Source organism: Salinarimonas rosea DSM 21201 (assembly GCF_000429045.1).
Lineage (GTDB): Bacteria > Pseudomonadota > Alphaproteobacteria > Rhizobiales > Beijerinckiaceae > Salinarimonas > Salinarimonas rosea.
Genome location: NZ_AUBC01000018.1, coordinates 97,708 through 120,684 on the forward strand (window position 1 = coordinate 97,708; position 22,977 = coordinate 120,684).

Here is a 22,977-nt window from a genome sequence, read left to right on the forward strand (position 1 = left end):
CGCACGCCGTATCGCGGGTGATTCGCGGGATGCGGGCCCGCGTCCACGTGCGGAGACGCTACGTCGCGGCGATACTTCGGCGACGATCCTTCCGCGAAGCCGGCGAGACAGAGCAGCGAACGAACGCGCCCGCACGCGCGCACACCCGCGAGGCGCCGAAGGCCGCGCCGTGCTCCGCGACGGCTCGGGATCGCCGCCCGAGCCGTGGCGGCGGGCCGTTCCGCCGCCCGACACCGCCGTTTTCCTGCCTGGAAGCGGCCATTCTCGTGGCCTTTGTGCAACACAGCCCTCCGAAGAGGCCCTTCGGCCGGCGCGGGGGCGCAATCGCGCTTGATCCGGCGCGGGGTGCACGGCAAACCTCTTCTCGCGACGGGGGGTCCTCGGTCGCAGCTCGTCGTCGGCGCCAACGGCTCGGCGGCGGGTCACAGGGGAAAAGGGACAGCTTCCGAGTCTCGAAGAGTTCTCGTGGCGAAACACCCGGCCCCCCAGGGTCTCGAAACTTTGGAGGTCATCTAATGAAGCTCGCCAAGAGCCTTCTCCTCGGGTCTGCCGCCGGTCTCGTCGCGGTCGCCGGGGCTCAAGCTGCCGATCTTCCGGTCCGCGCCGCGGCGCCGGTCGACTACGTCCGCACCTGCCCGAACGCCCCGATCGGCGGCACGGGCTTCTTCGTGATCCCCGGCACGGAGACCTGCCTGCAGATCTCCGGCTACGTCCGCGCCGAGTATCGCTTCGCCGAGAACCTCGACACGGCCGTCAACCGCACGCAGGACGACATCAACTTCTTCGCCCGCGGCTCGATCGCGTTCGACGCCCGCACGGCGACCGAGATGGGCACGCTGCGCTCGTTCATCCGCATCAACGCCGACCGTACGGACGGCGCCGGCAACGCCGTGCTCGACCAGGGCTTCATCCAGTTCGCTGGTCTGACCGCCGGTCGCATCACGTCGTTCTTCTCGTTCTTCGGCGGCAACCTGATGACCGCGTCCGAGGGTCTCTCGGATCCGTCCGTCGAGGTCCTCGCCTACACCGCGACCTTCGGGTCGGGCTTCTCGGCCACCGTGGCCGTCGAGGACGGCCGTGCGCGTCGCACGAACATCCTCAACGCTGCGGGCGTGAACATCTACGGCGGCCAGGAGCTGCCGGACCTCGTCGCCAACCTGAACGTCGCTCAGGCGTGGGGCTCGGCGCAGGTCATGGGTGCCCTGCATCAGGTCCGTCACAACGTCCCGAACGTCGCGATCGACGACGAGCTGGGCTGGGCGATCGGCGCCGGCATCAACATCCGCCTGCCGATGATCGCGGCCGGCGACGCCCTGTGGCTGCAGGCGGTCTACGCCGACGGTGCGGTCTCCTACGCCGATGCCCCGAACCTCGTGTCGGAGTTCTCGGTCGGCCTGAACGACGCCTACGTCAACGTGCTCGGCACCTCGCTGGTCACGACCGAGGCCTGGTCGCTCGCGGCCGCCTTCCGTCACTACTGGACCCCCACCATCTGGCAGGACATCCAGGGTGCGTACGGCGAGGTCGACGTTCCGACCACCGCCGCGTTCCAGGCCGCTCCGGGCGCGATCGTCGTCACCGGCACGGTGCAGGACTACACCTGGTGGCAGCTCGGCACCCGCCTGAACTGGCGTCCGGTGTCCGGCCTGACCTTCTCGGCCGACGTCGCCTACACCGAGATCGACACCGAGAACCGCGTGTGGGTCTACAACAACGGCGTCCAGTCCGTCACGGCCACGAACGACGACGGCTCGCGTTGGGCCGGCCGTCTGCGCATCCAGCGCGACTTCTGATCCGTCCCGCACGGTTCGAGAGGAGCCCCGGCGAAAGCCGGGGCTCTTTTTCTTTGGCGATGCGTCCGCAGCCGATCCGTGCCACTGCACCCGGATCGCAGCCCGCGCGCACGAAAAAGCCCCGGCTCGCGCCGGGGCTTCTCCGTCTCGCGTCACTCGCCCCGAGGGGCGGCGCGTCGCGCGTCACTGACGCTCGATCAGCTGGCCCGCCGGGGCCGCGGTATCGTCGTCCGACGTGTTGAGGCGGCGGCGCTCCTGCACGCCGATCGCGGTCTCCGGAACGGCCGGGGCCGAATCGACGACCGGCTCGGGCGCGCCCATCGTGCCGACGGAACCGGTGGCGAGGTTCTCGTAGTTCTCGCACACCACGCCCGGATCCGTGCAGTCCACGTACCAGGAGCTGGTCTCCTCGCCGATCAGCATGCCGGCCGGGGCGGCCGTCGCATCGTCGTCGGTCAGCAGGCGGCGACGCTCCTGCACGCCGATCGCGGTCTGCGGAACGGCCGGGGCCGAATCGACCACGGGCTCGGGCGCGGTCGTCTGGGCGCTCGCCGGCGCGACGAACATCAGGGCGGCGGCGGTGGTCATGAGGATGTACTTCATGGATGTCCTCCATCGATATCGGGAGCGCCACGGCAGAGCGCGGCGCCGGAATGCCCCACCAACGACACGACGGGATTCGTGTTCCGAGAATTGCTTCCTTTCGGCCCGGAAAATTGGGGCGCACGAACGGCTCGCACGTGAAAACGGTCGTGCTTCCAAAGGCTTGGCCTTGGGGAGGAAAGCCGGGATCATCCCTGTTTGCGCCCTCGAGGGCCGGCGCGGGAAACGCGCGGGGGGTGGCTCGCGGCGCGCGAGCCTGTAAAAGACGAGATCTGCGACGCGGCCGAGCCGCGCCACGCGTTGCCCGCCGGAGACCGAGACGCCCGTGACCGAGCCGAACCGACTCGTCTCCCCGATCAAGCGCGAGGACGACCTCGACACGTCCCTGCGTCCGCTCTCGCTCGCCGACTTCACCGGGCAGAAGGCGGCGCGCGCCAACCTCCAGGTCTTCATCGACGCGGCGAAGGCGCGCGGCGACGCCCTCGATCACGTGCTCTTCGTCGGCCCGCCGGGGCTCGGCAAGACCACGCTCGCGCAGATCATCGCGCGCGAGCTCGGCGTGAACTTCCGCTCCACCTCCGGGCCGGTGATCGCCAAGGCGGGCGATCTCGCCGCGCAGCTCACCAATCTCGAGGAGCGCGACGTGCTCTTCATCGACGAGATCCACCGCCTCAACCCGGCGGTCGAGGAGATCCTCTACCCCGCCATGGAGGATTTCCAGCTCGACCTCATCATCGGCGAGGGGCCCGCCGCGCGCTCGGTCAAGATCGAGCTGCCGCGCTTCACGCTCGTGGGCGCGACGACCCGTGCCGGCCTGCTCACGACGCCGCTGCGCGATCGCTTCGGCATCCCGGTCCGGCTCGAGTTCTACGAGGTCGGCGAGCTCGAGCTCATCGTCAAGCGCGGAGCCCGCGTGCTCGGGCTCGGCATGTCGGACGCCGGCGCGAACGAGATCGCCAAGCGCGCGCGCGGCACCCCGCGCATCGCCGGGCGCCTGCTGCGGCGGGTGCGCGACTTCGCGGTCGTCGAGGGCACCGAGACGGTGGAACGCGCGCTGGCCGACAAGGCGCTCGGCCTCCTCGACGTCGACCCGGTCGGCCTCGACGTGATGGACCGCAAGTACCTGACCATGGTCGCGACCAATTTCGGCGGCGGGCCGGTCGGCATCGAGACCATCGCCGCCGCGCTCTCCGAGCCGCGCGACGCGATCGAGGAGATCATCGAGCCCTACCTGATCCAGAAGGGCTTCGTGCAGCGCACGCCGCGCGGGCGCCTGCTCACCCCCCACGCCTTCCGGCACCTGGGGCTCCCGGAGCCGTCCCGGGACCCGGGCCGAACGCAGTTCGGGCTGTTCCCGAGCGGGGACGACGCCGCGCCATGAGCGACACCATGCGTGACCCGTTGATCCCGATCTCCGGCCGGTTCGAGGACGGTGCGCACCTGCTCGTGGTGCGCGTCTACTACGAGGACACGGATTTCTCCGGCATCGTCTACCACGCCAACTACCTGAAATACCTCGAGCGCGGCCGCACGGACCAGCTGCGGCTCGCCGGGGTGGCGCAGTCGGCGCTGCACGCGGAGGGTGGCGGGCTCGCCTTCGCCGTGCGGCGCATGGCGATCGACTGGGCGCGGCCCGCGCGGATGGACGACATCCTCACCGTCGAGACGCGCACGCTCGCGGTCAAGGGCGCCTCGATCGAGATCGCCCAGCGCATCCTGCGCGGCGAGGAGGTGCTGGTGAGCGCCTCCGTCCAGGTGGCGGCCATCCGGGACGGGCGCCCGGCGCGCATTCCGGAGGGCCTGCGGGCGCGGCTCGGCGGCTGAGGGCGGCCTCACGCCGCCTTGCGGCGCTCCAGGTGGACCGTCCGCGCCAGCATCGCGAGAAGGCCGATGGAGCCGGTGAAGACGACGACGAGCACCCAGACCTCCGACTTCATGCCGATGGCGCGCGCCCGGTTCTGAAGGAGGAAGAAGGCCGCCGTCGTGCTCGCCAGGCGGTCGAGCCAGATCTGCACGCCCCACGGCGAGGCGACCACGACCTCCCAGAACCCGAACAGGCCGTCCTTCGCGACGGCGACGCCGGTTCCGGCGGCGACGAGGATCGCCGCGCCGGCGGGCACGAGCCATGCGGGCCAGGCGACCCGTTCCTTGGTCTGCGTCACGAGCAGCATGGCGATGGCCGCGCCGGCGAAGCCGGCGAGCGCGATCAGCTCGGAAGTCGTCATCCTCGTTCCCCCTTCGCGCGGTCCCCCGAACCGCGGGCCCATCGTGCGCGAGGGGCGCCCGGAACGCCACCGCCATCCGGACGAGGTCACGACCGGGGACGCGCCGCCCCCCGGGGCGCCCGGGGCGCCCGGGGCGCCCGGGGCGCCCGGGGCGCCCCTGCGTCGCACCCCCGCGCGCGTGCCCCGTAAGCGTCCGTTAACCCTGATCGTGTCCTCATCGCAACAGCGCCGGGGCGTCGCGGCGGCGCGGGAAAACGCTCATATTTTCGACATGTTGCGGCGCGAACCACGTGTCCCGGGCGCGTTCGGACCCACCAAGCCTCATTCGGAACCAACCCCGCCCCGGCGGCGCGATCCCGCGCCCGGACGACCTCGAGGACAATCGCGGATGACGACCGATCTCTCGCTCTGGGGCCTGTTCTGGCAGGCGCACATCGTCGTCAAGCTCGTGATGATCGGGCTCGTCGTCGCCTCCGTCTACTGCTGGGCCATCATCATCGACAAGACGCTGCTGTTCCGCCGCCTGCACCGGGCGATGGATCGGTTCGAGGAGGTGTTCTGGTCGGGCCGTTCGCTGGAGGAGCTCTACCGCTCGCTCGAGGAGCGCCCGACGACGGGCCTCGCCTCGGTCTTCGTGGCGGCGATGCGCGAGTGGAAGCGCTCCTTCGGCGGCTCGGGCCGCTCGGTCGCGAGCCTGCCGGCGCGCATCGACAAGGTGCTCGACGTCACCATCCAGCGCGAGGTCGAGCGGCTCGAATCGCGGCTGATCTTCCTCGCCTCGGTGGGCTCGGCCGGGCCGTATCTCGGCCTGTTCGGCACCGTGTGGGGCGTGATGACCTCCTTCGTCGCCATCGCGGCTTCGCAGAACACCTCGCTCGCGGTCGTCGCGCCGGGCATCGCCGAGGCGCTGTTCGCCACCGCGATCGGCCTCGTCGCGGCGATCCCGGCGGTCATCGCCTACAACAAGTTCCAGGCCGAGGTGGCCAAGGCGCAGATCCGGCTCGAGGGCTTCGCCGACGAGTTCTCGGCGATCCTGGCGCGCCAGGTCGACGAGCGCCTGGCCACGGCGGCGTAAGGGGAAGAGGCAGCCATGTTCTCCCACGGCGGACCCGGGACGGGCGGCGGCGGGCGGCGCAGGCGCCGCGGGCGCGCGCGCGCCATCAACGAGATCAACATGACGCCGTTCATCGACGTCATGCTGGTGCTGCTCATCGTGTTCATGGTCTCCGCGCCGCTCCTGTCCGCGGGGGTGCCCCTCGACCTGCCGCAGGCGAGCGCGGGCCAGCTCAACGTCGACGCGAAGCCCGTCGCGCTCTCGATCGACGCGGAGGGCCGCGTCTACCTCGACGACGTCGCGATCGCGGACGGCGAGATCGCCTCGGCGATCGCCGGGCGGATCGAGGAGGGGGCCGAGCCGCGGGTCTTCGTGCGGGGCGACCGCTCGGTGGATTACGGCCGCGTCGCCCAGATCATGGCGCTCGTGACCGAGGCCGGCTTCGAGCGCGTCGCCCTCGTCACCCTGCCGGACGGTCCCTGACGCCATGGCGTTGCGCCGCCTCCCCTCCCTTCGCGAGCCGGGTCTCCTCTTGTCGGGCGTGGCGCACGTCGCGCTGATCGTGGCGGGGCTCGTCGTCGTGTCGGACGTGGCCGAGCTGCCGTCGGTGGAGGAGGGCATCGCCGTCGAGATGATCACGGAGAGCCAGTTCTCCGAGATCACCCGCGGCGAGCGGGACGCGGCCGAGGTGCAGCCGGTGCCGGCGCCGCGCGCGGAGCGTGTCGCGGACGAGCAGGAGCTGCGGCCCGCCGGCGAGGACGCGCGCGATACGCAGACGCCGGCGACCCGCCCCGCGGACATGGAGGTCGCCGACCGGCCCGTCGCCGCGGCGAGCGAGCCGCCCCCACCCCCGCCGCCGCCCCCCGCGCCGCCGGTCCCGACGCCGGTGGCCGAGCCGGCCCCCGTGCCGCCGGCGCCCCCGCCGCCGCCCGACCCGGCTCCGCCGACGCCGGCTGCGCCCGCGCCGGTCGTGGCCGATGCGCCCGCCCCCGTTCCCCCGCCGCTCCCGCCCTCGCGCGCCGCGCGCCAGCAGGCGCAGGCCGAGGCGGCCCGGCGGGTCGCCGCCGAAGCGGAGCGTCGGAGGGTCGCCGAGGCCGAGAGCCGCGAGCGCGAGGCGCGCGAGCGGGCGGACACCGCCCGCCTCGCCGAGGCGCGCCGGCGCGACGACGAGGAGGCGCGCGCGAGCCGCGTCGCCGAGGAGGCGGACCGGTTCGATCCGTCCGACATCGCCTCGATCCTGCGCTCGACGGAGGAGGCCGCCTCGACCGGCGCCGCCGCCGCGCAGATCAACCGGACCGCGTCGCTGGGCACCGACACCGGCACCGCGCCGCGGCTCAACCCGAGCATGCGCGACCAGCTCGTCGGGCTGATCACGGCGCAGCTGCGGGCGTGCTGGGACGTGCCGATCGCCGCGCAGGCGATGCAGAACCCGCCGGTCGCCGCCGTGCGCATGGCGCTCGGCCAGGACGGCAGCCTGGTGACGGAGCCGCAGGTGACGAACACCTCCCCGGACCCGCTGTTCAGGTCGGTGGCGGATTCCGCGCTGCGTGCCACGCGGCGGTGCGCGCCGCTCCAGATTCCGGCCCAATTCGCCCCCTACTACGAGGACTGGAGGAACCTGACGGTGAACTTCAATCCACTGTTCTCGTGACGACGCCGGCGAGACCGGCGCCCGCGCGCTCTCGGCCAGGGACTTCCCGGCCGGGGGCTTCCCGGCCACGGGCTTCCCGACCACAGACCCCTCGACAGGCGGCCCCTCCCGGCCGCGAACCTCGGACATCCGACCATGCGCCTCGTCCTGAACGCCCTGCGGATCGGCCTCCTCGCCGTCGGCGTCGCCGCCACCGCGGGCCTCATTCCGGCGCTCGCGCCGACGCCCGCGCGCGCGGAGCTCGTGATCGACATCCAGGGCGGCCAGTTCCAGCCCATGCCGATCGCCATCGCCGAGTTCGTCGGCGAGGGTAATCTCGGCCCGCAGATCTCCGGCATCGTCGCGGCGAACCTCGCCCGCTCGGGCTACTTCGCGCCGCTGGAGGGCAGCCGCTTCCCCGAGCGCACGCCGGCCTTCGACGCCGCGCCGCAGTTCGACCTGTGGCGCCAGGCGGGCGTCCAGGGCCTCGTTACCGGCCGCGTCACCCGCGACGGCCAGGGGCGGCTGCGCACCGAGTTCCGGCTCTGGGACGTCCAGACCGGCCAGCAGATCACCGGCCAGCAATTCTTCACCGATCCGAACAACTGGCGCCGGGTGGGCCACATCATCTCCGACGCGGTCTTCACCCGCATCACGGGCCTCGCCGGCTTCTTCGACACGCGCATCGTCTTCGTCGACGAGACCGGGCCCAAGGAGAACCGCCTGAAGCGCCTCGCCATCATGGACCAGGACGGCGCCAACGTGCGCTACCTGACGCCCGGCGACAACTCCGTGGTGACGCCGCGCTTCTCGCCGCGGACCCAGGAGATCGCCTTCATGGCGCAGGTCTCCGGCGAGCAGCCCCGCGTCCAGGTGCTCAACCTCGAGACCGGCGCGCGCCAGGCGGTGGGCAACTTCCCCGACATGACGTCGAGCCCGCGCTTCTCGCCCAACGGGCGCTCGATCGTGATGACGCTCCAGCAGGGCGGCAACGCCAACCTCTACCTGATCGACCTCGTCTCCCGCACGATGACCCGGCTCACCTCGACGCTCGCCATCGACACCTCGCCGTCCTTCTCGCCGGACGGGACCCAGATCGTGTTCGAGAGCGACCGCGGCGGCTCGCAGCAGCTCTACACGATGGGCGCCGACGGCTCGAACCCGCAGCGCATCTCCTTCGGCGAGGGCACCTACTCGCAGCCGGTCTGGTCGCCTCGCGGCGACTGGATCGCGTTCACGAAGATGCGCGGCGGACAGTTCTCGATCGGCGTGATGCGTCCCGACGGCTCGGGCGAGCGCATCCTCACGGAGGGCTTCCACAACGAGAGCCCGGCCTGGGCGCCGAACGGGCAGTACATCGTCTTCTTCCGCGACCCCGGCGGGCAGTCGGGCGGGCAGCTCTACATGGTCGACATCACCGGCCGGGTGGAGGTGCCGATCCCGACGCCGGGCTACGCCTCCGACCCGACCTGGTCGCCGCTGCTCTCGGACATCCGCTGACCGGCGAGCCGGTTGCCGGCGGTGGGTGGCCGGATGCCGCTCAGCCGCCGGCCTTGACGCTCTCGAAGAAGCGGTCGTTGGCGCAGAAGGAGGGGGCGTGCTCCGCGCGCTCGTGCTCGGCGAGCCAGGAGCGGCAGGCCCCCTCGTGCTCGCAGCCGGCGCAGCGCCGCGCGGCCTGGGCGAGCGCGACGTCGAGGCCGCGCGCCGCGAGGATGTCCGGCTCGAGCTCGAGCCGGCGCATCATCTCCCCCATCAGGCGGGGGCGCCCGGCGGCGCCGCGCAGGCCGTCGATCATGCTCTTCATCGCTTCGTCTCCCGGTTGGTGACGATACGGAGCATGGGAGCCGCGGGGAGGCGGCGCCTTGATCGAGCGCAACCCGGCGCGAACTCCCCTCACCCGGCCGGGAAGGGGGAGCGCGCGCCGCGCCTGCCCCTCACTGCGTCTCGATCTCCTGCACCGCGCGCGCCAGCAGATCCAGCATCTGCTGGCGGATCTCGGCATCGCCGACGTCGGCCGGCAGGTCGGCGCGCAGCTTCTCGAAGACGTCCGCGTCGCCCGGCTTCTTGAGGTCGGCGGAGACCACGTCGCGGGCGTAGGCGTCGGCGTCGGCGCCCGTCTTGCCGAGCTTCTCGGCCGCCCACAGCCCCACGAGCCGGTCGCGGCGGGCGATCGCCTTGAAGCGGAGCTCCTCGTCGTGCGCGAACTTGTTCTCGAAGGCGGATTCGCGGTCGTCGAAGGTGGTCATGGTCCGATCCGATGCGCGTTGCGACACGCGGGCCCGTGCCCGCGAGGTTCGTATATCGCCCCCGTCCCGCGCGCGCCACCCGGCATGCTGCGTAGGACGCCACGCGGGGCCTTCCCGCGGGCGTTTACCCGGGCGTGAAAGGCGCGTTGTGCATCCCCATCTCTTCGGATAGGGTCGCCCGCGAACGGGCGGCCCTCATTGCCGCTCGACCGTGCCCGCCACCTCCTGTTCCCCCGGCGGCGGGCCGTTCGAGAGCCAGGAGCCTCAGGCCTTCCCATGGATTTCAACAAGCCACGGTACACGCCCATGAATCGCCGCCGTCGGATCTACGAGGGCAAGGCGAAGGTCCTTTTCGAGGGGCCGGAGCCCGGGACGCTCATCCAGCACTTCAAGGACGACGCGACCGCCTTCAACGCCAAGAAGCACGAAGTGATCGACGGGAAGGGCGTGCTGAACAACCGCATCAGCGAGTTCGTCTTCCAGCACCTCAACGACATCGGCGTGCCGACGCACTTCATCCGCCGGCTGAACATGCGCGAGCAGCTGATCCGCGAGGTGGAGATCATCCCGCTCGAGGTCGTGGTGCGCAACGTCGCCGCCGGCTCGCTGGCGAAGCGCCTGGGGCTCGAGGAGGGCACGCAGCTGCCCCGCTCGATCATCGAGTTCTACTACAAGAACGACAAGCTCGACGACCCGATGGTCTCCGAGGAGCACATCACCGCCTTCGGCTGGGCGACGCCGCAGGAGATCGACGACATCATGGCGCTCGCCATCCGGGTCAACGACTTCCTGTCCGGCCTGTTCCTCGGCGTCGGCATCCGCCTCGTCGACTTCAAGATCGAGTGCGGCCGGCTGTGGGAAGGCGACATGATGCGCATCGTCGTCGCCGACGAGATCTCACCCGATTCGTGCCGGCTGTGGGACATGAAGTCCGCCGAGAAGCTCGACAAGGACCGCTTCCGCAAGGACCTCGGCGGCCTGATCGAGGCCTACACGGAAGTGGCGCGCCGGCTCGGCATCCTCGCCGAGACCGACGGCGTCCCGATGGGCGGCCCGCGCCTCGTGCAGTGACGCACCACCGCGCCGCAGCCGATCTCGCCGGTCCGCGGGACGGGCGTGCGGTGGCGAGCCGCGGTCGGCCGGATCGGTCCCGCGACCCCTCGGGTCGCGGCCGCGCTCGGCCTGCCTCCCCGAGGGGATGGTGACGGCGGCGTTCAGGGAGCGGGCGCGTCGGCCTTGATGGCGAGCGCGTGGAGCCCCCGGTCGAACGCCTCCTGCAGTGCGGCGTTGACCATGCGGTGGCGCTCGACCCGGCTCTTGCCGGCGAAGGCGTCGGAGACCACCTCTAGCCTGAAATGGGTCTCGCCGCCCTCGCGCCAGCCGGCATGGCCGGCGTGGAGGTGGGATTCGTCGACGACCGAGAGGCGCACCGGCGCGAACGCGTCGGAAAGCCGCGTCTCGATCAGGCTCTTCATCGTGGGCGTCGTATCGCTCATGCCGGGCCGGCTCTCCGCGCGCGGGGAATGCCTGCCCTGCGTCGCCGCCTCGCGCCGCCGCGTCAAGCTTTCTTTGCGACGCTCGCGCATCTCACGGCCCTTGCCCGCGCGCGGTCATGGCTCATAATCATCGGACCATGGACTTGAACTCGCCCCTGTTCGACCGCATCCGCATCAAGCCGAAGGCCGAGAAGGTCGACGACGATGCCAAGACCGCGCAGGCGCCGACCTGCGAGCATCCCGGCTGCGACGGCCAGGGCCTCTACCGCGCGCCCAAGGGCCGCGGGCAGGAAGGCAAGTACTGGCGCTTCTGCATGGACCACGTGCGCGCCTACAACGCGTCGTACAATTACTTCAAGGACATGCCCGACGAGGCCGTCGCCGCGTACCAGAAGGAGTCGATCATCGGCCATCGCCCCACCTGGTCGATGGGCGTGAACCCCGCCGCCCGCGAGCGGGCGGCCGAGGGCGCGCGCGCCGGCGGCTACAAGCGGGACTGGGCCTATCACGACCCGTTCGACGTGCTGCGCGAGGGCGGCGTCGGCGAGACCCGCCGCGCGCCCGAGCCGCCGCGGCCGCGCTATTCCGGCCCCGTGCGCCAGGCGCTCGACGTTCTCGGGCTCGAGGAGGGCGCGGACGCGGCGACCATCAAGGCGGCCTACAAGTCGCTGGTGAAGCGCTTCCACCCGGACGCCCACGGCGGCGACCGCGCCTACGAGGAGCGGCTGCGCGACATCATCCGCGCCCACGACACGCTCAAGGCAGCCGGCCTGTGCTAGGAGACCGACCCATATCATGAGCCGACGCACCGGCGTCGAAACCGGCCCCGGCGTTGCATGGCGCAGCGACGGGGCGTAACCAGGACCGCGAGCGCGAGACGCGGGCGGCGCGAGGAGCGCGCCGGCGCACCGGTCCGCGAGAGAGAGGCGTTCATGCAGGCGACGACCGACACCCGAGCCGAGACGACGAGCGGCATCCCGGACCTGAAGCTGTCCGTGCGCCAGACCTTCGGCATCGACAGCGATCTCGAGGTGCCGGCCTTCTCCGCGGGCGAGGAGCACGTGCCGGAGCTCGATCCGGACTACATCTTCGACCGCGAGACGACGCTCGCCATCATCGCGGGCTTCGCCTTCAACCGCCGCGTGATGGTCACGGGCTATCACGGCACCGGCAAGTCGACGCACATCGAGCAGGTGGCGGCGCGGCTGAACTGGCCGTGCGTGCGCGTCAACCTCGACAGCCACGTCTCGCGCATCGACCTCGTCGGCAAGGACGCGATCGTGCTCAAGGAAGGCAAGCAGATCACCGAGTTCCGCGACGGCATCCTGCCCTGGGCCTACCAGCACAACGTCGCCCTCGTCTTCGACGAGTACGACGCGGGGCGCCCGGACGTGATGTTCGTGATCCAGCGCGTGCTGGAGAGCTCGGGCCGCCTCACGCTGCTCGACCAGAGCCGCGTCATCCGCCCGCACCCGTCGTTCCGCCTGTTCGCGACGGCGAACACGATCGGTCTCGGGGACACGTCGGGGCTCTACCACGGCACCCAGCAGATCAACCAGGCGCAGATGGACCGCTGGTCGATCGTCACGACGCTGAACTATCTCGAGCACGATCGCGAGGTCGAGATCGTGCTCTCGAAGGTCAAGTCCTGGCAGGGCACGGACAAGGGCCGCGACACGGTGAACAAGATGGTGCGCGTCGCCGACCTCACCCGCAACGCCTTCGTCAACGGCGACCTCTCCACCGTGATGAGCCCGCGCACGGTCATCACCTGGGCGGAGAACGCCGCGATCTTCGGCGACGTCGGCTTCGCCTTCCGCCTCACCTTCCTCAACAAGTGCGACGAGCTCGAGCGCAACCTGGTCGCCGAGTTCTACCAGCGCTCGTTCGGCAAGGAGCTGCCGGAGAGCGCCGCGAACGTCGCGCTCTCCTGAGGCACGGCAGCTAGCAGCGACAGGGTCCGCATGGCCATCTCCAACCGCAAGCCCGGCGAGAAGCGGGAAGCGCCCAACGAGGGCATCAAGCGCTCGGTGGCCGCCTGCCTGCGCGCCATCGCGCGCACGCCCGAGCTCGAGGTGACCTACGCCTCCGACCGGCCGCTCCTCACGTCGGACCGGGCGCGCCTGCCCGAGCCCCCGCGCAAGGCCTCGTCGCAGGACGTGGCGGTGATGCGCGGGCACGCGGACTCGATGGCGCTGCGGCTCGCCTGCCACGATGGCGCGATGCACCGCCGCCTCACGCCCGAGGGCGCCGCGGCCCGCGCGGTGTTCGACGCCGTCGAGCAGGCCCGCGTCGAATCGATCGGCTCACGGCGGATGGAAGGCGTCGCCGACAATCTCGATGCCATGCTCGAGGACCGCTATCACCGCGGCGGCAAGTACGAGGACGTCACCGACCGGGCCGACGCGCCGATCGAGGACGCGATCGCGCTCATGGTCCGCGAGCGCCTCACCGGCCGCAAGCCGCCCAAGGCGGCGGAGAAGATCGTCGACCTCTGGCGCGGGCACATCGAGGCCAAGGCCGGCGCCGACCTCGACGGGCTCCTGTCCACGATCGAGAACCAGCGCGCCTTCGCCCGCGGCGTGCGCGACCTCCTCGTCTCCCTCGACATGGTCGAGCAGAGCGAGCTCGAGCCCGAGGAGAGCGAGGACGAGCAGGATCAGGAGGGCGAGGACCAGTCCGACGAGAGCCAGGAGGGCGAGACCGAGGAGGACGCGCAGGGGCAGCAGGCGGAGATCGAGATCTCCGACGAGGCCACCGACGAGATGGAGGAGGGCTCGCAGGAGGCCGCCGACGGTCCCTCCGGCGAGATGCCCGAGGACGCGGAGGACGCCGACAGCGAGGAGGCCAACGAGAGCTGGCGCCCGCCGCCGCCGCGCGCCAACGAGCCGCGGATGCCCGACTACAAGGCCTTCACCACGGCCCACGACGAGATCGTCCACGCCGAGGACCTGTGCGACGCCGAGGAGCTGACGCGGCTGCGCGCCTACCTCGACAAGCAGCTGTCGAACCTCCAGGGCGTCGTCGGGCGCCTCGCCAACCGGCTCCAGCGCCGTCTCCTCGCCCAGCAGAACCGCTCGTGGCTGTTCGACATCGAGGAGGGCATCCTCGACCCGGCGCGGCTGCCGCGCATCATCATGGACCCGATGACGCCGCTCTCCTTCAAGCAGGAGAAGGACACGGAATTCCGCGACACGGTGGTCTCGCTGCTGATCGACAACTCGGGCTCCATGCGCGGGCGCCCGATCACCGTGGCCGCCACCTGCGCCGACATCCTGGCGCGCACGCTCGAGCGCTGCGGCGTGAAGGTCGAGATCCTCGGCTTCACCACGCGCGCCTGGAAGGGCGGCCAGTCGCGCGAGCAATGGCTCCAGGCGGGCAAGCCCGCGAGCCCGGGGCGGCTCAACGACCTGCGCCACATCGTCTACAAGGCGGCCGACGAGCCCTGGCGGCGCGCCCGGCGCAATCTCGGCCTGATGATGCGCGAGGGGCTGCTCAAGGAGAACATCGACGGCGAGGCACTCGACTGGGCGCACAAGCGCCTGCTCGGGCGCGCCGAGCAGCGGCGCATCCTGATGGTGATCTCCGACGGCGCGCCGGTCGACGATTCGACGCTCTCGGTGAACCCCGGCAACTACCTCGAGAAGCACCTGCGCTTCGTCATCGAGGAGATCGAGACCCGCTCGCCGGTGGAGCTGATCGCCATCGGCATCGGCCACGACGTGACGCGCTACTACCGCCGCGCCGTCACGATCGTCGATGCCGAGGAGCTCGGCGGCGTGATGACCGAGAAGCTCGCCGAGCTGTTCGAGGACACCGGCGCCGCGCCGCAGCCCGCCGCGATGCCGCGGCGCGCCGCGGGCGGGCGCCGGGGCCCGCGTTGAGGCTCACGCGTCGGGGGCTCCTCGCCGGGCTCGCGACGGCCGCCGCCGGCGCGCTCGCCCCCGCGCCGCGGGCGCGCGCGGACCTGGAAGGCCCGCTGCCGCTCGCGCTGCGGACCTATCCGATCCGCCATCTCGGCCCCCGCGGCCTCGTCGAGGGCCTGTATGGGCGACTGCGCTACCGCGGCGGGATCGAGCTGCAGGCGGGCGCCGACGCCTTCGGCGGGCTCTCGGGCCTCGTCGTCCTCGACGGGGGCGAGAAGCTCCTCGCGGTCTCCGACCGTGGCTACTTCCTCGCCGCCGACATCCTGCGCGGGCTCGACGGTGCGGTCGTCGATCTCGCGAACGCCGTGCTCGCGCCCCTGCGCGGGCCGGGCGGCAGGCTGCTCCGGCGCCAGGGGTCCTACGACGCCGAGGCGCTGACCCTCGCCGGCGCCACCGCCTATGTCGGGATCGAGCAGGAGCAGGCGGTCTTCGCCTTCGACCTCGCCGCGGGCATCGCCGCGCCGGGCCGGCGGCTCGCGCTGCCGCCGGCCGTGCGGGCCGTACTCGACCCGTGGCCCGGCAACAAGGGCATGGAGACCCTCTTCGTCGCCCCCGCGCCCTCCGCCTTCCCCGGCGCCCTCGTCGCGATCGCCGAGCGCGCCCGCCGCGGCGACGCGACACCGACGGTCGGGGTCGTGCTCACAGGGGCCCGGGCCGGGGCGACCTTCGCGGTCGCACGCTCGGACGCCTTCGAGGTCACCGATTGCGCCGTCCTGCCCGACGGCGACCTCCTCCTGCTCGAGCGCCGCTATGCGTTGACGAGCGGCGTCGCGGCCCGCATCCGCCGCGTGCCGGGCGCGGACCTGCGCCCGGAGGCGATCCTCGACGGCGCGGTGATCTTCGAGGCGGACTGGACGAACGCCATCGACAACATGGAGGGCCTCGCCGTCCATCGCGGCCCGGACGGCGAGACCATCCTCACGATGATCGCCGACGACAACTACTCGATCCTCCAACGCACGCTGCTGCTGGAATTCGAGCTCGTGTGAGCGCCGCGGGGCCGGGAGGGCCCGCGCGCCGTGCGACGCACCTCTTGCGCGCCCTTACGGCCGAGCTAGTCTCGCGCGTCCGGCCCGATTTGGAACCCTCCCGATGACGATCCCGAACCCCGCCGTCCGCCGCGCCCACGCGGGTGCGCGCGTCGCTTCCTGCCTCGCCGCCGCGGTCGTCGCGGCCCCGTTCGCCGCGTCGGCCGAGCGCCTCGGGGAGGTCGACGTGCTCGTCGCCCCGTACGTGGGCGTGGACACGCCGGGGCTGGCCGTCCTGGTGACGCAGGACGGGGTCGTGCGGCACCGGGCGGGCTACGGCGTCGCCGATCGCACGACACGGGCTCCCGTCACGCCCGAGACGCTGTTCGACCTCGCGTCCGTCTCCAAGCAGATGACCGCGCTCGCCGCGGCGCTCCTCGTCGAGGACGGCATCCTCGATCCGGCGGTGCCGGTCGCGGACGTGCTGACCATGCTGCCGGCGCTTCCGAAGGGTGCCAGCCGACCGATCCTGCTCGAGGATCTCGTCCGCCACACGAGCGGCCTGCCCGACTATCTCGGCGACGCGCCAGGGCTCGGCTTCGACGGGGGCACGGAGCAGGCCCAGGTGCTCGACTGGCTCGCGGGCATGCCGCTCGACGCCGAGCCGGGCACCGCCTTCGCCTACTCGAACACCGGCTACGTGGCGCTCGCCGCCCTCGTCGCGTCGGCGGCGGGCGAGGAGAGCCTGGACGACGTGCTGCATGCGCGGATCTTCGATCCCCTGGGCATGGCCTCCTCGGCATCGGGCTATCCCGTCGAGGAGGCGCGCCGCGCCGCCGGCTATGCCGGGACGGGCGGCGCCTTCGAGGCGAGCGAATGGGACACGTCGGTCGAGGGCGACGGCTCGATCTGGACGAGCCTCGCCGATCTCGCACGCTACGAGGCCGCGCTCGCGAACGGCATGGCCCCGACGGAGCTGCTGTTCTCCCGAGGCGCCTTCGACGACGGGGAGCGCATCGCCGACGAGAGCGGCGCCGGCTACGGCTGGGGCTGGTCGCTCTACACGGACGACCGCGACCGGACGGTCGCGGCGCACGGCGGCTCGTGGTACGGCACCGCCACCTACTACTACCGGGGGCTCGACACGGGGCTTTCCGTGATCGTCCTCGCCAACGGCGAGGATCTCGACGCCGAGAGCCTCGCCTGGGCGATCGCGCAGGCGCTGGAGTGAGGCGCACCGCATGCGGCGCAGCCCTGGCCGGCGCAGGCGGGGGTGGCGCGCGCGAGCCCGAGGCGGCAGTCTCGCGCGGTCCGTGGAGAACGACATGAGCGAGACGGCGAGCGGCACGGGGACGGCGGCGGCGCGCGCGACGACCGCGGGCGGCGGCGGGCTGATCCAGCCGGTGTCGGCGGGCGCGCTCGCGGCGCTCGTCGGCTTCGCCTCGACCTTCGCGCTGCTGCTGCAGGGCTTCGTCGCCGTGGGCGCGACGCCGGCGCAGGCCGCCTCGGGGCTGCTCGCGGTGTGCCTCGTCAAGGGGATGCTGGCGATCGGCCTCTCGTGGCGCACGCGGCTGCCGATCTCGATCGCCTGGTCCACCCCCGGCGCGGCGCTGCTCGTCGCGACCGGCGCCTATCCCGGCGGCTTCCCGGTGGCGGTGGGCGCCTTCCTGGCGGCGGCGGGGCTCGTGATCCTGGCGGGCGTGATCCGCCCGTTCGGCCGCGCAGTGGAGCGTATCCCGATGCCGCTCGCCGCCGCGATGCTGGCGGGCATCCTGCTCGACCTGTGCCTCGCCCCGGCGCGCGCGACGCTGGCGGAGCCGGCGCTGGCGCTGCCGATCGTGATCATCTGGGCGCTGGCGCTGCGCTTCGCGCGGCCCTACGCGGTGCCGCTCGCCGTCCTGGTGACGATCGGCCTCGTCTTCACGGCGACGCCCCTGCCGGACGCCTCCTGGGCGACGCTCGCGCCGCGCCCGGTGCCGGTCGCGCCGGACTTCTCCCTCGACGCGTTCGTCGGCCTCGCCCTGCCGCTCTTCCTAGTGACCATGGCCTCGCAGAACGTGCCGGGCCTCGCCGTGCTCGCCGCCAACGGCTACCGGCCGCCGGTCGGGCCGATCTTCGTCGGCACGGGAGTCGCGAGCGCCGTCGCCTCCGCCTTCGGAGGCCATCTCGTCAACCTCGCCGCCATCACGGCGGCCCTCTGCGCCGGGCCCGAAGCGCATCCCGACCCGTCGCGGCGCTGGATCGCCGCCGCGGCGGCGGGCGCCGTCTACATCGCGCTCGGCCTCTCGGCCGGCGCGGCGGCCGCCTTCATCGCGGCCTCCCCGCCGATCCTGATCCAGGCGGTCGCCGGCCTCGCGCTGCTCACGAGCTTCGCCGGTGCGATCCAGGCGTCGCTCGCCGACGAGAAGGCGCGCATGGCGGCCCTCGTCTGCTTCGTCACGACCGCGTCGGGCGTCGCCTTCTTCGGCATCGGCGCGCCCTTCTGGGGATTGCTCGCCGGCGGAGCGATGTGGCTGCTGCGCCGATAAGGAAGCCGTTGCCCGGGCGCCGGGCCGCTTCCCTCTCAGTACCGTCGGAACAGGCTCACGAGCTTGCCCTGGATCTTCACCCGGTCGGGCCCGAGCACCCGCGTCTCGTAGGCGGGGTTCGCCGCCTCGAGCGCGATGGAGGAGCCGCGGCGACGGAAGCGCTTCAAGGTCGCCTCCTCGTCGTCGATCAGCGCGACGATGATGTCGCCCGTGTTGGCCACGTCCTGCCGGCGCACGACGACGATGTCGCCGTCGAGGATGCCGGCCTCGATCATCGAATCGCCGCGCACCTCGAGGGCGAAGTGCTCGCCCGAGGCGACGAGGTCCGGCGAGACGGTGATCGAATGGCTCTGCGACTGGATCGCCGAGATCGGCACGCCCGCGGCGATGCGGCCCATCACGGGGATCTGGATGCCGCGCTCCTCGTCCGGCGGGCTCGGCGCCGCCGCGGGCGCCGTCGCGGCCTTCGGCTTCGCGGCGAGCCCGCCCTCGACGACGCTCGGGTTGAAACGCCGGCTCGACGGCACGCCGAGCCCCTCGGGCAGGCGCACGACCTCGAGCGCGCGCGCACGATTCGGCAGCCGCCGGATGAAGCCGCGCTCCTCCAGCGCCGTGATCAGCCGGTGGATGCCCGACTTCGACTTGAGGTCGAGCGCATCCTTCATCTCGTCGAAGGAGGGGGGGACGCCGGTCTCCCGCACCCGCTCGTGGATGAAGCGAAGCAGTTCGTGCTGTTTGCGCGTGAGCATGGAGCGATCCCGTCCTAGGCCTTCCGCGCCGCCGGCCGAATCGCGATGGCGGTCACGCGGAAAACAAACGCGGAACTCATACACGTTCCCCATGCGTTCCGCAACCCCCGTCGCGGCGAGTCGTCGCGGGAGGGTGAACGGCGGGAGGGTGGACGGCGGGAGGGTGGACGGCGCGACGGCGCCTCCGCGCCGGCCTCACATCATCCCCGCCAGCCTCACGATGGCCACCACGTCGCCCGCCCCCAGGGCCGGCGCGCGCGCGGGGCGCACGATCAGCGCGTCGGCGCGGGCGAGGACGCCGAGCATGGACGAGTCCTGCACCGGGAACGGCGTCGCCTCCGGCAGGGCGCCGTCGCGCGGGGCGAGCGTCGCGCGGACGTAGTCCTCGCGCGCGTCGTTCTCGGCCATGGGCGTCCCCAGGACCGCAGATTCGGTCGGCAGCCGTCCCGCGGCGGGGTCCCCGAGCATCGCCCGGATCGCCGGGCGCAGGAACAGGAGGCCGCAGACCATGGAGGAGACCGGGTTTCCGGGCAGCCCCAGGAACAGCATGCCGTCGAACGTCCCGTGCATCAGCGGCTTGCCCGGGCGCATGGCGATCTTCCAGAAGCCGAGATCCATGCCCTCCTCGCGCAGTGTTTCCTGCACGAGGTCGTGGGCGCCGATCGAGGCGCCGCCGAGGGTGACGAGGATGTCGACCGCGGCGGCGCGGGCGGCGGCGAGCTTCTCGCGGATCGCCGGCCGGGTGTCGCGGGCGATGCCGAGGGGAATCGCCTCGCCGCCGGCGGCCTCGACCATGGCGGCCAGCGCGACGATGTTGGAGGCGACGATCTGGTCCGGCCCCGGCGCCTCGCCCGGCAGCACCAGCTCGTCGCCCGTGGCGACGAGCGCCACCTTCGGCCGGCGGCGAACGGGGAGCGCGGGGTGGTTCATCGCCGCCGCGAGCGCCAGGGCACGCGGGTCGAGAACACGCCCGGCCGGGATCAGCACGTCCCCTCGGGTGAAATCGAGCCCGCGCGGGCGCACGAACCTGCCCGCCGGTGCGCTTTCCAGCACGCGCACGCGTCCGTCGTCGAGCCGCTCGGCGTTCTCCTGGACGACGATCGCATCCGCGCCCTCGGGTACCGGCGCGCCGGTATAGATGCGTGCCGCCTCCCCCGCGCCGACCCGGCCGGCGAAGCGCCGGCCGGCCGCGCTCTCGCCGACGATCGCGAGCTCCGCGGGCGTCGTCGCGACGTCGGCGGCGCGCACGGCGAAGCCGTCCATGGCGGAGGCGTTGAAGGGCGGCTGCGTGCGCGTCGCGACCACGTCCTGCGCGAGCGTGCGGCCGAAGCAGGCCTCGAGCGGCACGATCTCGGCGGGGAGCGGCACGCCGGCGGCGGCGACGATGCGGGCGCGGGCCTCGGCGACGGGAAGCAGGCTCACGGCGCGCCCCCTCCCCTAGCCTTGCGCCCGGTAGGTCCCGGAGCGCCCGCCGGTCTTCTCGAGGAGCCGCAGGCCCTCGATGCGCATGCCTTTGTCGGCGGCCTTGACCATGTCGTAGATCGTCAGGCAGGCGACCGACACGGCGGTGAGCGCCTCCATCTCGACGCCCGTCTGCCCCGCGACCTTCACCTCGGCGGTGACGCGCACGCCCGGCAGCGCCTCGTCGATGACGCAGTCGACGCGGACCTTCGAGATCATCAGCGGGTGGCAGAGCGGGATCAGCTCGTGGGTGCGCTTGGCCGCCATGATGCCGGCGACGCGCGCGACGCCGAGCACGTCGCCCTTCTTGGCGTCGCCCGCGCGGATCACCGCGATCGTCTCCGGCTTCGTGATCACCACGCCCTCGGCAATCGCCGTGCGGGAGGTGACGTCCTTCTCCGAGACGTCGACCATGTTGGCGGCGCCGGTGGCGTCGATGTGGCTGAGCTCGCTCACGCGGCCTCTCCGAGAAGCGTGCGGGTGGCGGCGGCGACATCGTCCTGGCGCATCAGGCTCTCGCCGACGAGGAAGGCGCGGATGCCCGCGGCCTCGAGCCGCGCGATGTCGGCGGGGGCGGAGATGCCGCTCTCGCCGACGACGAGGCGATCGTCGGGGATCAGCGGGGCGAGGCTTTCGGCGACCGCGAGCGAGACCTCGAAGGTGCGGAGATTCCGGTTGTTGATGCCGATGAGCCGGGCCGGCAGCTCGAGGGCCCGCTCGAGCTCGGGGGCGTCGTGCACCTCGACGAGCGCGTCCATGCCGAGATCGTGCGCCGCCTGGACGAGATCGCGGGCGGCGGCGTCGGAGACGCTCGCCATGATGACGAGGATGGCGTCCGCGCCCCAGGCGCGGGCCTCGGCCACCTGGTAGGGCTCGAACAGGAAGTCCTTGCGCAGCGCCGGCAGCGCGCAGGCCTCCTTGGCGGCGGCGAGGTATTCGGGCCGGCCCTGGAAGGAGGGCGCGTCGGTCAGCACCGAGAGGCAGGCGGCACCGCCGGCCTCGTAGGCGCGCGCCAGCGCCGGCGGGTCGAAGTCGGCGCGGATCAGGCCCTTGGAGGGGCTCGCCTTCTTGATCTCGGCGATCAGCGCCGGCCGGCCGGCGTCGATCTTCGCCTCGAGCGCCGCCGCGAAGCCGCGGGGCGGGGCGGCGCTGCCGGCGCGGCGCGCCATCTCGGCGGGCGGGATCGCGGCCTTGGCTGCGGCGATCTCCTCGCGCTTGTAGGCCTCGATCTTCGCGAGAATGTCGCTCACGGCTCCGCCCCTCACGCCTGCGAGGCGCGCACGAGGCGCGCGAGCGCGGCCTTGGCCGCGCCGGTGTCGACGGCGTCGGCCGCCTTGGCGACGCCCTCGGCGAGATCGGCGGCCGCGCCCGCGACCACGAGCGAGGCGCCCGCGTTGAGCACCGCGATGTCGCGATAGGCCGTCTTCTCGCCCTCCAGCACGGCGCGCAGGGCCGCCGCGTTGTGGGCGGGGTCGCCGCCCTTCAGCGATTGCGGCTCGGCGCGCGCGAGGCCGACGTCGCGCGGGTCGATCTGGAAGGTGCGGATCTCGCCGCCCTCGAGCGCCACGACCTCGCTCGGTCCGGTGGTGGTGAGCTCGTCGAGCCCGTCGGAGCCGTGCACGACCCAGACCCGCTCGGAGCCGAGCGCCCGCAGCGTCTCGGCGAGCGGGCGCATCCAGGCGCGGGAGAAGACGCCGAGCAATTGCCGCTTCACGCCGGCGGGGTTCGACAGCGGACCCAGCAGGTTGAAGATCGTGCGGGTGCCGAGCTCGACGCGGAAGGGCGCGACGTGGCGCATGGAGGCGTGGTGGGCCTGCGCGAACATGAAGCACAGGTTCGCCTCGGCGAGGCAGCGGGCGAGGCCCTTCGGGTCGAGGCCGAGCGTCACGTCGAGCGCCGAGAGCACGTCCGCCGCGCCGGACTTCGAGGACGCGGCGCGGTTGCCGTGCTTGGCCACCGGCACGCCGCAGCCCGCCACGATGAAGGCGGCGAGCGTCGAGATGTTCCAGGAGCCGGAATGGTCGCCGCCGGTGCCGACGATGTCGATGGCGTTCGCCGGCGCCTCGACCTTGAGCATCTTGGCGCGCATGGCCGAGGCCGCGCCGACGATCTCGTCGAGCGCCTCGCCCCGGACGCGCAGCGCCATCAGGAAGGCGCCGGCCTGGGCCGGGGTCACCTCGCCCGAGAGCAGCGAGTCGAAGGCGGCGCGGGCCTCCTCCTGGGAGAGGGCGGCGCCGGTCGCGACCTTGGCGAGATAGGGCTTGAACGCATCCATGATCGACCTGCGGCATGCTCGGG

24 protein-coding genes are annotated in these 22,977 nt (G+C 72.4%); 14 read left to right on the forward strand and 10 right to left on the reverse strand.

The annotated features are described in order from the left end of the window. The first annotated feature begins 515 nt into the window (after positions 1-515). The gene (locus G407_RS27980) at positions 516-1,793 is read left to right on the forward strand and encodes a porin (protein WP_052341424.1); all 1,278 of its coding nucleotides are present in this window, start codon (positions 516-518) and stop codon (positions 1,791-1,793) included. Between the two features lie 183 nt (positions 1,794-1,976). Here G407_RS27980 and G407_RS0115180 read toward each other — a convergent pair whose 3' ends face one another. Next, on the reverse strand, positions 1,977-2,396 hold the full coding sequence (locus G407_RS0115180) for a hypothetical protein (RefSeq protein ID WP_029031495.1): 420 nt from the start codon (positions 2,394-2,396) through the stop codon (positions 1,977-1,979). Between the two features lie 325 nt (positions 2,397-2,721). Between G407_RS0115180 and ruvB the strand changes: the two genes are divergently transcribed. Together ruvB and ybgC are read left to right on the forward strand one after the other, a co-directional pair. Then, a complete protein-coding gene (gene ruvB, locus G407_RS0115185) occupies positions 2,722-3,777 on the forward strand; it encodes a Holliday junction branch migration DNA helicase RuvB (RefSeq protein WP_029031496.1) in 1,056 nt (351 codons plus the stop codon). After that, positions 3,774-4,220, forward strand: a complete 447-nt coding sequence (gene ybgC / locus G407_RS0115190; RefSeq protein ID WP_084327560.1) for a tol-pal system-associated acyl-CoA thioesterase — start codon at positions 3,774-3,776, stop codon at positions 4,218-4,220. The genes ruvB and ybgC overlap by 4 nt, the downstream gene beginning before the upstream one ends. Positions 4,221-4,228: 8 nt before the next feature. On the opposite strand, the gene G407_RS27985 is transcribed toward ybgC, so the two are convergent. Continuing rightward, positions 4,229-4,621 (reverse strand): hypothetical protein, encoded by a 393-nt coding sequence (locus tag G407_RS27985; RefSeq protein WP_052341425.1) that lies wholly within the window; start codon positions 4,619-4,621, stop codon positions 4,229-4,231. Positions 4,622-5,009: 388 nt separating this feature from the next. Here G407_RS27985 and tolQ point away from each other — a divergent pair, with 388 nt between their 5' ends. From tolQ to tolB, 4 genes are all read left to right on the forward strand, one after another. Beyond that, a complete protein-coding gene (gene tolQ, locus G407_RS0115200) occupies positions 5,010-5,696 on the forward strand; it encodes a protein TolQ (protein ID WP_029031498.1) in 687 nt (228 codons plus the stop codon). Positions 5,697-5,711: 15 nt separating this feature from the next. Beyond that, entirely contained in the window at positions 5,712-6,158 is a 447-nt protein-coding gene (locus tag G407_RS0115205) for an ExbD/TolR family protein (protein ID WP_029031499.1), read from the forward strand. A 4-nt stretch (positions 6,159-6,162) separates the two neighbouring features. Further along, positions 6,163-7,326 carry a cell envelope integrity protein TolA gene (gene tolA, locus G407_RS0115210; protein WP_156917599.1) on the forward strand — a complete coding sequence of 388 codons (1,164 nt, stop codon included), beginning with the start codon at positions 6,163-6,165 and terminating at the stop codon, positions 7,324-7,326. Positions 7,327-7,461: 135 nt separating this feature from the next. Then, complete coding sequence (gene tolB / locus G407_RS0115215) at positions 7,462-8,805, forward strand: Tol-Pal system beta propeller repeat protein TolB (protein ID WP_043539896.1); 1,344 nt, start codon at positions 7,462-7,464, stop codon at positions 8,803-8,805. Positions 8,806-8,845: 40 nt separating this feature from the next. On the opposite strand, the gene G407_RS27990 is transcribed toward tolB, so the two are convergent. Beyond that, positions 8,846-9,109, reverse strand: a complete 264-nt coding sequence (locus G407_RS27990) for a DUF6455 family protein (RefSeq protein WP_043539897.1) — start codon at positions 9,107-9,109, stop codon at positions 8,846-8,848. A 130-nt stretch (positions 9,110-9,239) separates the two neighbouring features. Continuing rightward, positions 9,240-9,551, reverse strand: coding sequence for a DUF1476 domain-containing protein (locus G407_RS0115225; protein WP_029031502.1), 312 nt, complete (start codon positions 9,549-9,551; stop codon positions 9,240-9,242). Positions 9,552-9,827: 276 nt separating this feature from the next. On the opposite strand from G407_RS0115225, the gene purC reads away from it, so the two are divergent. Continuing rightward, on the forward strand, positions 9,828-10,622 hold the full coding sequence (purC, locus tag G407_RS0115230; RefSeq protein ID WP_029031503.1) for a phosphoribosylaminoimidazolesuccinocarboxamide synthase: 795 nt from the start codon (positions 9,828-9,830) through the stop codon (positions 10,620-10,622). Positions 10,623-10,765: 143 nt separating this feature from the next. On the opposite strand, the gene G407_RS0115235 is transcribed toward purC, so the two are convergent. Then, entirely contained in the window at positions 10,766-11,047 is a 282-nt protein-coding gene (locus G407_RS0115235; protein WP_029031504.1) for a BolA family protein, read from the reverse strand. Positions 11,048-11,184: 137 nt separating this feature from the next. Here G407_RS0115235 and G407_RS0115240 point away from each other — a divergent pair, with 137 nt between their 5' ends. The 6 genes from G407_RS0115240 to G407_RS0115265 all read left to right on the forward strand — a co-directional run bounded on the left by G407_RS0115240 (position 11,185) and on the right by G407_RS0115265 (position 18,469). Continuing rightward, positions 11,185-11,826, forward strand: coding sequence for a J domain-containing protein (locus G407_RS0115240; RefSeq protein ID WP_029031505.1), 642 nt, complete (start codon positions 11,185-11,187; stop codon positions 11,824-11,826). A 153-nt stretch (positions 11,827-11,979) separates the two neighbouring features. Next, entirely contained in the window at positions 11,980-12,981 is a 1,002-nt protein-coding gene (cobS, locus tag G407_RS0115245) for a cobaltochelatase subunit CobS (protein WP_043539899.1), read from the forward strand. 30 nt (positions 12,982-13,011) lie between these two features. Then, the gene (cobT, locus tag G407_RS0115250; RefSeq protein ID WP_029031507.1) at positions 13,012-14,931 is read left to right on the forward strand and encodes a cobaltochelatase subunit CobT; all 1,920 of its coding nucleotides are present in this window, start codon (positions 13,012-13,014) and stop codon (positions 14,929-14,931) included. Continuing rightward, entirely contained in the window at positions 14,928-15,962 is a 1,035-nt protein-coding gene (locus tag G407_RS0115255) for an esterase-like activity of phytase family protein (RefSeq protein WP_029031508.1), read from the forward strand. Before cobT ends, G407_RS0115255 begins: the two co-directional genes overlap by 4 nt. 103 nt (positions 15,963-16,065) lie before the next feature. After that, a complete protein-coding gene (locus G407_RS0115260) occupies positions 16,066-17,172 on the forward strand; it encodes a serine hydrolase domain-containing protein (protein WP_029031509.1) in 1,107 nt (368 codons plus the stop codon). 94 nt (positions 17,173-17,266) lie between these two features. Then, on the forward strand, positions 17,267-18,469 hold the full coding sequence (locus G407_RS0115265; protein WP_084327561.1) for a benzoate/H(+) symporter BenE family transporter: 1,203 nt from the start codon (positions 17,267-17,269) through the stop codon (positions 18,467-18,469). A 35-nt stretch (positions 18,470-18,504) separates the two neighbouring features. Here G407_RS0115265 and lexA read toward each other — a convergent pair whose 3' ends face one another. The 5 genes from lexA to trpD form a co-directional block, all read right to left on the reverse strand. Next, the gene (gene lexA / locus G407_RS0115270) at positions 18,505-19,218 is read right to left on the reverse strand and encodes a transcriptional repressor LexA (RefSeq protein WP_029031511.1); all 714 of its coding nucleotides are present in this window, start codon (positions 19,216-19,218) and stop codon (positions 18,505-18,507) included. Positions 19,219-19,413: 195 nt separating this feature from the next. Beyond that, on the reverse strand, positions 19,414-20,640 hold the full coding sequence (locus tag G407_RS0115275) for a molybdopterin molybdotransferase MoeA (protein WP_029031512.1): 1,227 nt from the start codon (positions 20,638-20,640) through the stop codon (positions 19,414-19,416). 15 nt (positions 20,641-20,655) lie between these two features. After that, the gene (gene moaC, locus G407_RS0115280; protein ID WP_029031513.1) at positions 20,656-21,135 is read right to left on the reverse strand and encodes a cyclic pyranopterin monophosphate synthase MoaC; all 480 of its coding nucleotides are present in this window, start codon (positions 21,133-21,135) and stop codon (positions 20,656-20,658) included. Next, the gene (trpC, locus tag G407_RS31800) at positions 21,132-21,929 is read right to left on the reverse strand and encodes an indole-3-glycerol phosphate synthase TrpC (RefSeq protein WP_029031514.1); all 798 of its coding nucleotides are present in this window, start codon (positions 21,927-21,929) and stop codon (positions 21,132-21,134) included. The genes moaC and trpC overlap by 4 nt, the downstream gene beginning before the upstream one ends. 11 nt (positions 21,930-21,940) lie before the next feature. Then, positions 21,941-22,954, reverse strand: coding sequence for an anthranilate phosphoribosyltransferase (gene trpD, locus G407_RS31805; RefSeq protein WP_029031515.1), 1,014 nt, complete (start codon positions 22,952-22,954; stop codon positions 21,941-21,943). Between the last annotated feature and the right edge of the window lie 23 nt (positions 22,955-22,977).

Bases quoted from the DNA above. Each gene is read 5' to 3' on its own strand.
- G407_RS27980 (WP_052341424.1), top strand. From the start codon at position 516: ATGAAGCTCGCCAAGAGCCTTCTCCTCGGGTCTGCCGCCGGTCTCGTC.
- G407_RS0115180 (WP_029031495.1), bottom strand. From the start codon at position 2,396: ATGAAGTACATCCTCATGACCACCGCCGCCGCCCTGATGTTCGTCGCG.
- ybgC (WP_084327560.1), top strand. From the start codon at position 3,774: ATGAGCGACACCATGCGTGACCCGTTGATCCCGATCTCCGGCCGGTTC.
- G407_RS27985 (WP_052341425.1), bottom strand. From the start codon at position 4,621: ATGACGACTTCCGAGCTGATCGCGCTCGCCGGCTTCGCCGGCGCGGCC.
- tolQ (WP_029031498.1), top strand. From the start codon at position 5,010: ATGACGACCGATCTCTCGCTCTGGGGCCTGTTCTGGCAGGCGCACATC.
- G407_RS0115205 (WP_029031499.1), top strand. From the start codon at position 5,712: ATGTTCTCCCACGGCGGACCCGGGACGGGCGGCGGCGGGCGGCGCAGG.
- tolA (WP_156917599.1), top strand. From the start codon at position 6,163: ATGGCGTTGCGCCGCCTCCCCTCCCTTCGCGAGCCGGGTCTCCTCTTG.
- tolB (WP_043539896.1), top strand. From the start codon at position 7,462: ATGCGCCTCGTCCTGAACGCCCTGCGGATCGGCCTCCTCGCCGTCGGC.
- G407_RS27990 (WP_043539897.1), bottom strand. From the start codon at position 9,109: ATGAAGAGCATGATCGACGGCCTGCGCGGCGCCGCCGGGCGCCCCCGC.
- G407_RS0115225 (WP_029031502.1), bottom strand. From the start codon at position 9,551: ATGACCACCTTCGACGACCGCGAATCCGCCTTCGAGAACAAGTTCGCG.
- purC (WP_029031503.1), top strand. From the start codon at position 9,828: ATGGATTTCAACAAGCCACGGTACACGCCCATGAATCGCCGCCGTCGG.
- G407_RS0115235 (WP_029031504.1), bottom strand. From the start codon at position 11,047: ATGAGCGATACGACGCCCACGATGAAGAGCCTGATCGAGACGCGGCTT.
- G407_RS0115240 (WP_029031505.1), top strand. From the start codon at position 11,185: ATGGACTTGAACTCGCCCCTGTTCGACCGCATCCGCATCAAGCCGAAG.
- cobS (WP_043539899.1), top strand. From the start codon at position 11,980: ATGCAGGCGACGACCGACACCCGAGCCGAGACGACGAGCGGCATCCCG.
- cobT (WP_029031507.1), top strand. From the start codon at position 13,012: ATGGCCATCTCCAACCGCAAGCCCGGCGAGAAGCGGGAAGCGCCCAAC.
- G407_RS0115260 (WP_029031509.1), top strand. From the start codon at position 16,066: ATGACGATCCCGAACCCCGCCGTCCGCCGCGCCCACGCGGGTGCGCGC.
- G407_RS0115265 (WP_084327561.1), top strand. From the start codon at position 17,267: ATGAGCGAGACGGCGAGCGGCACGGGGACGGCGGCGGCGCGCGCGACG.
- lexA (WP_029031511.1), bottom strand. From the start codon at position 19,218: ATGCTCACGCGCAAACAGCACGAACTGCTTCGCTTCATCCACGAGCGG.
- trpD (WP_029031515.1), bottom strand. From the start codon at position 22,954: ATGGATGCGTTCAAGCCCTATCTCGCCAAGGTCGCGACCGGCGCCGCC.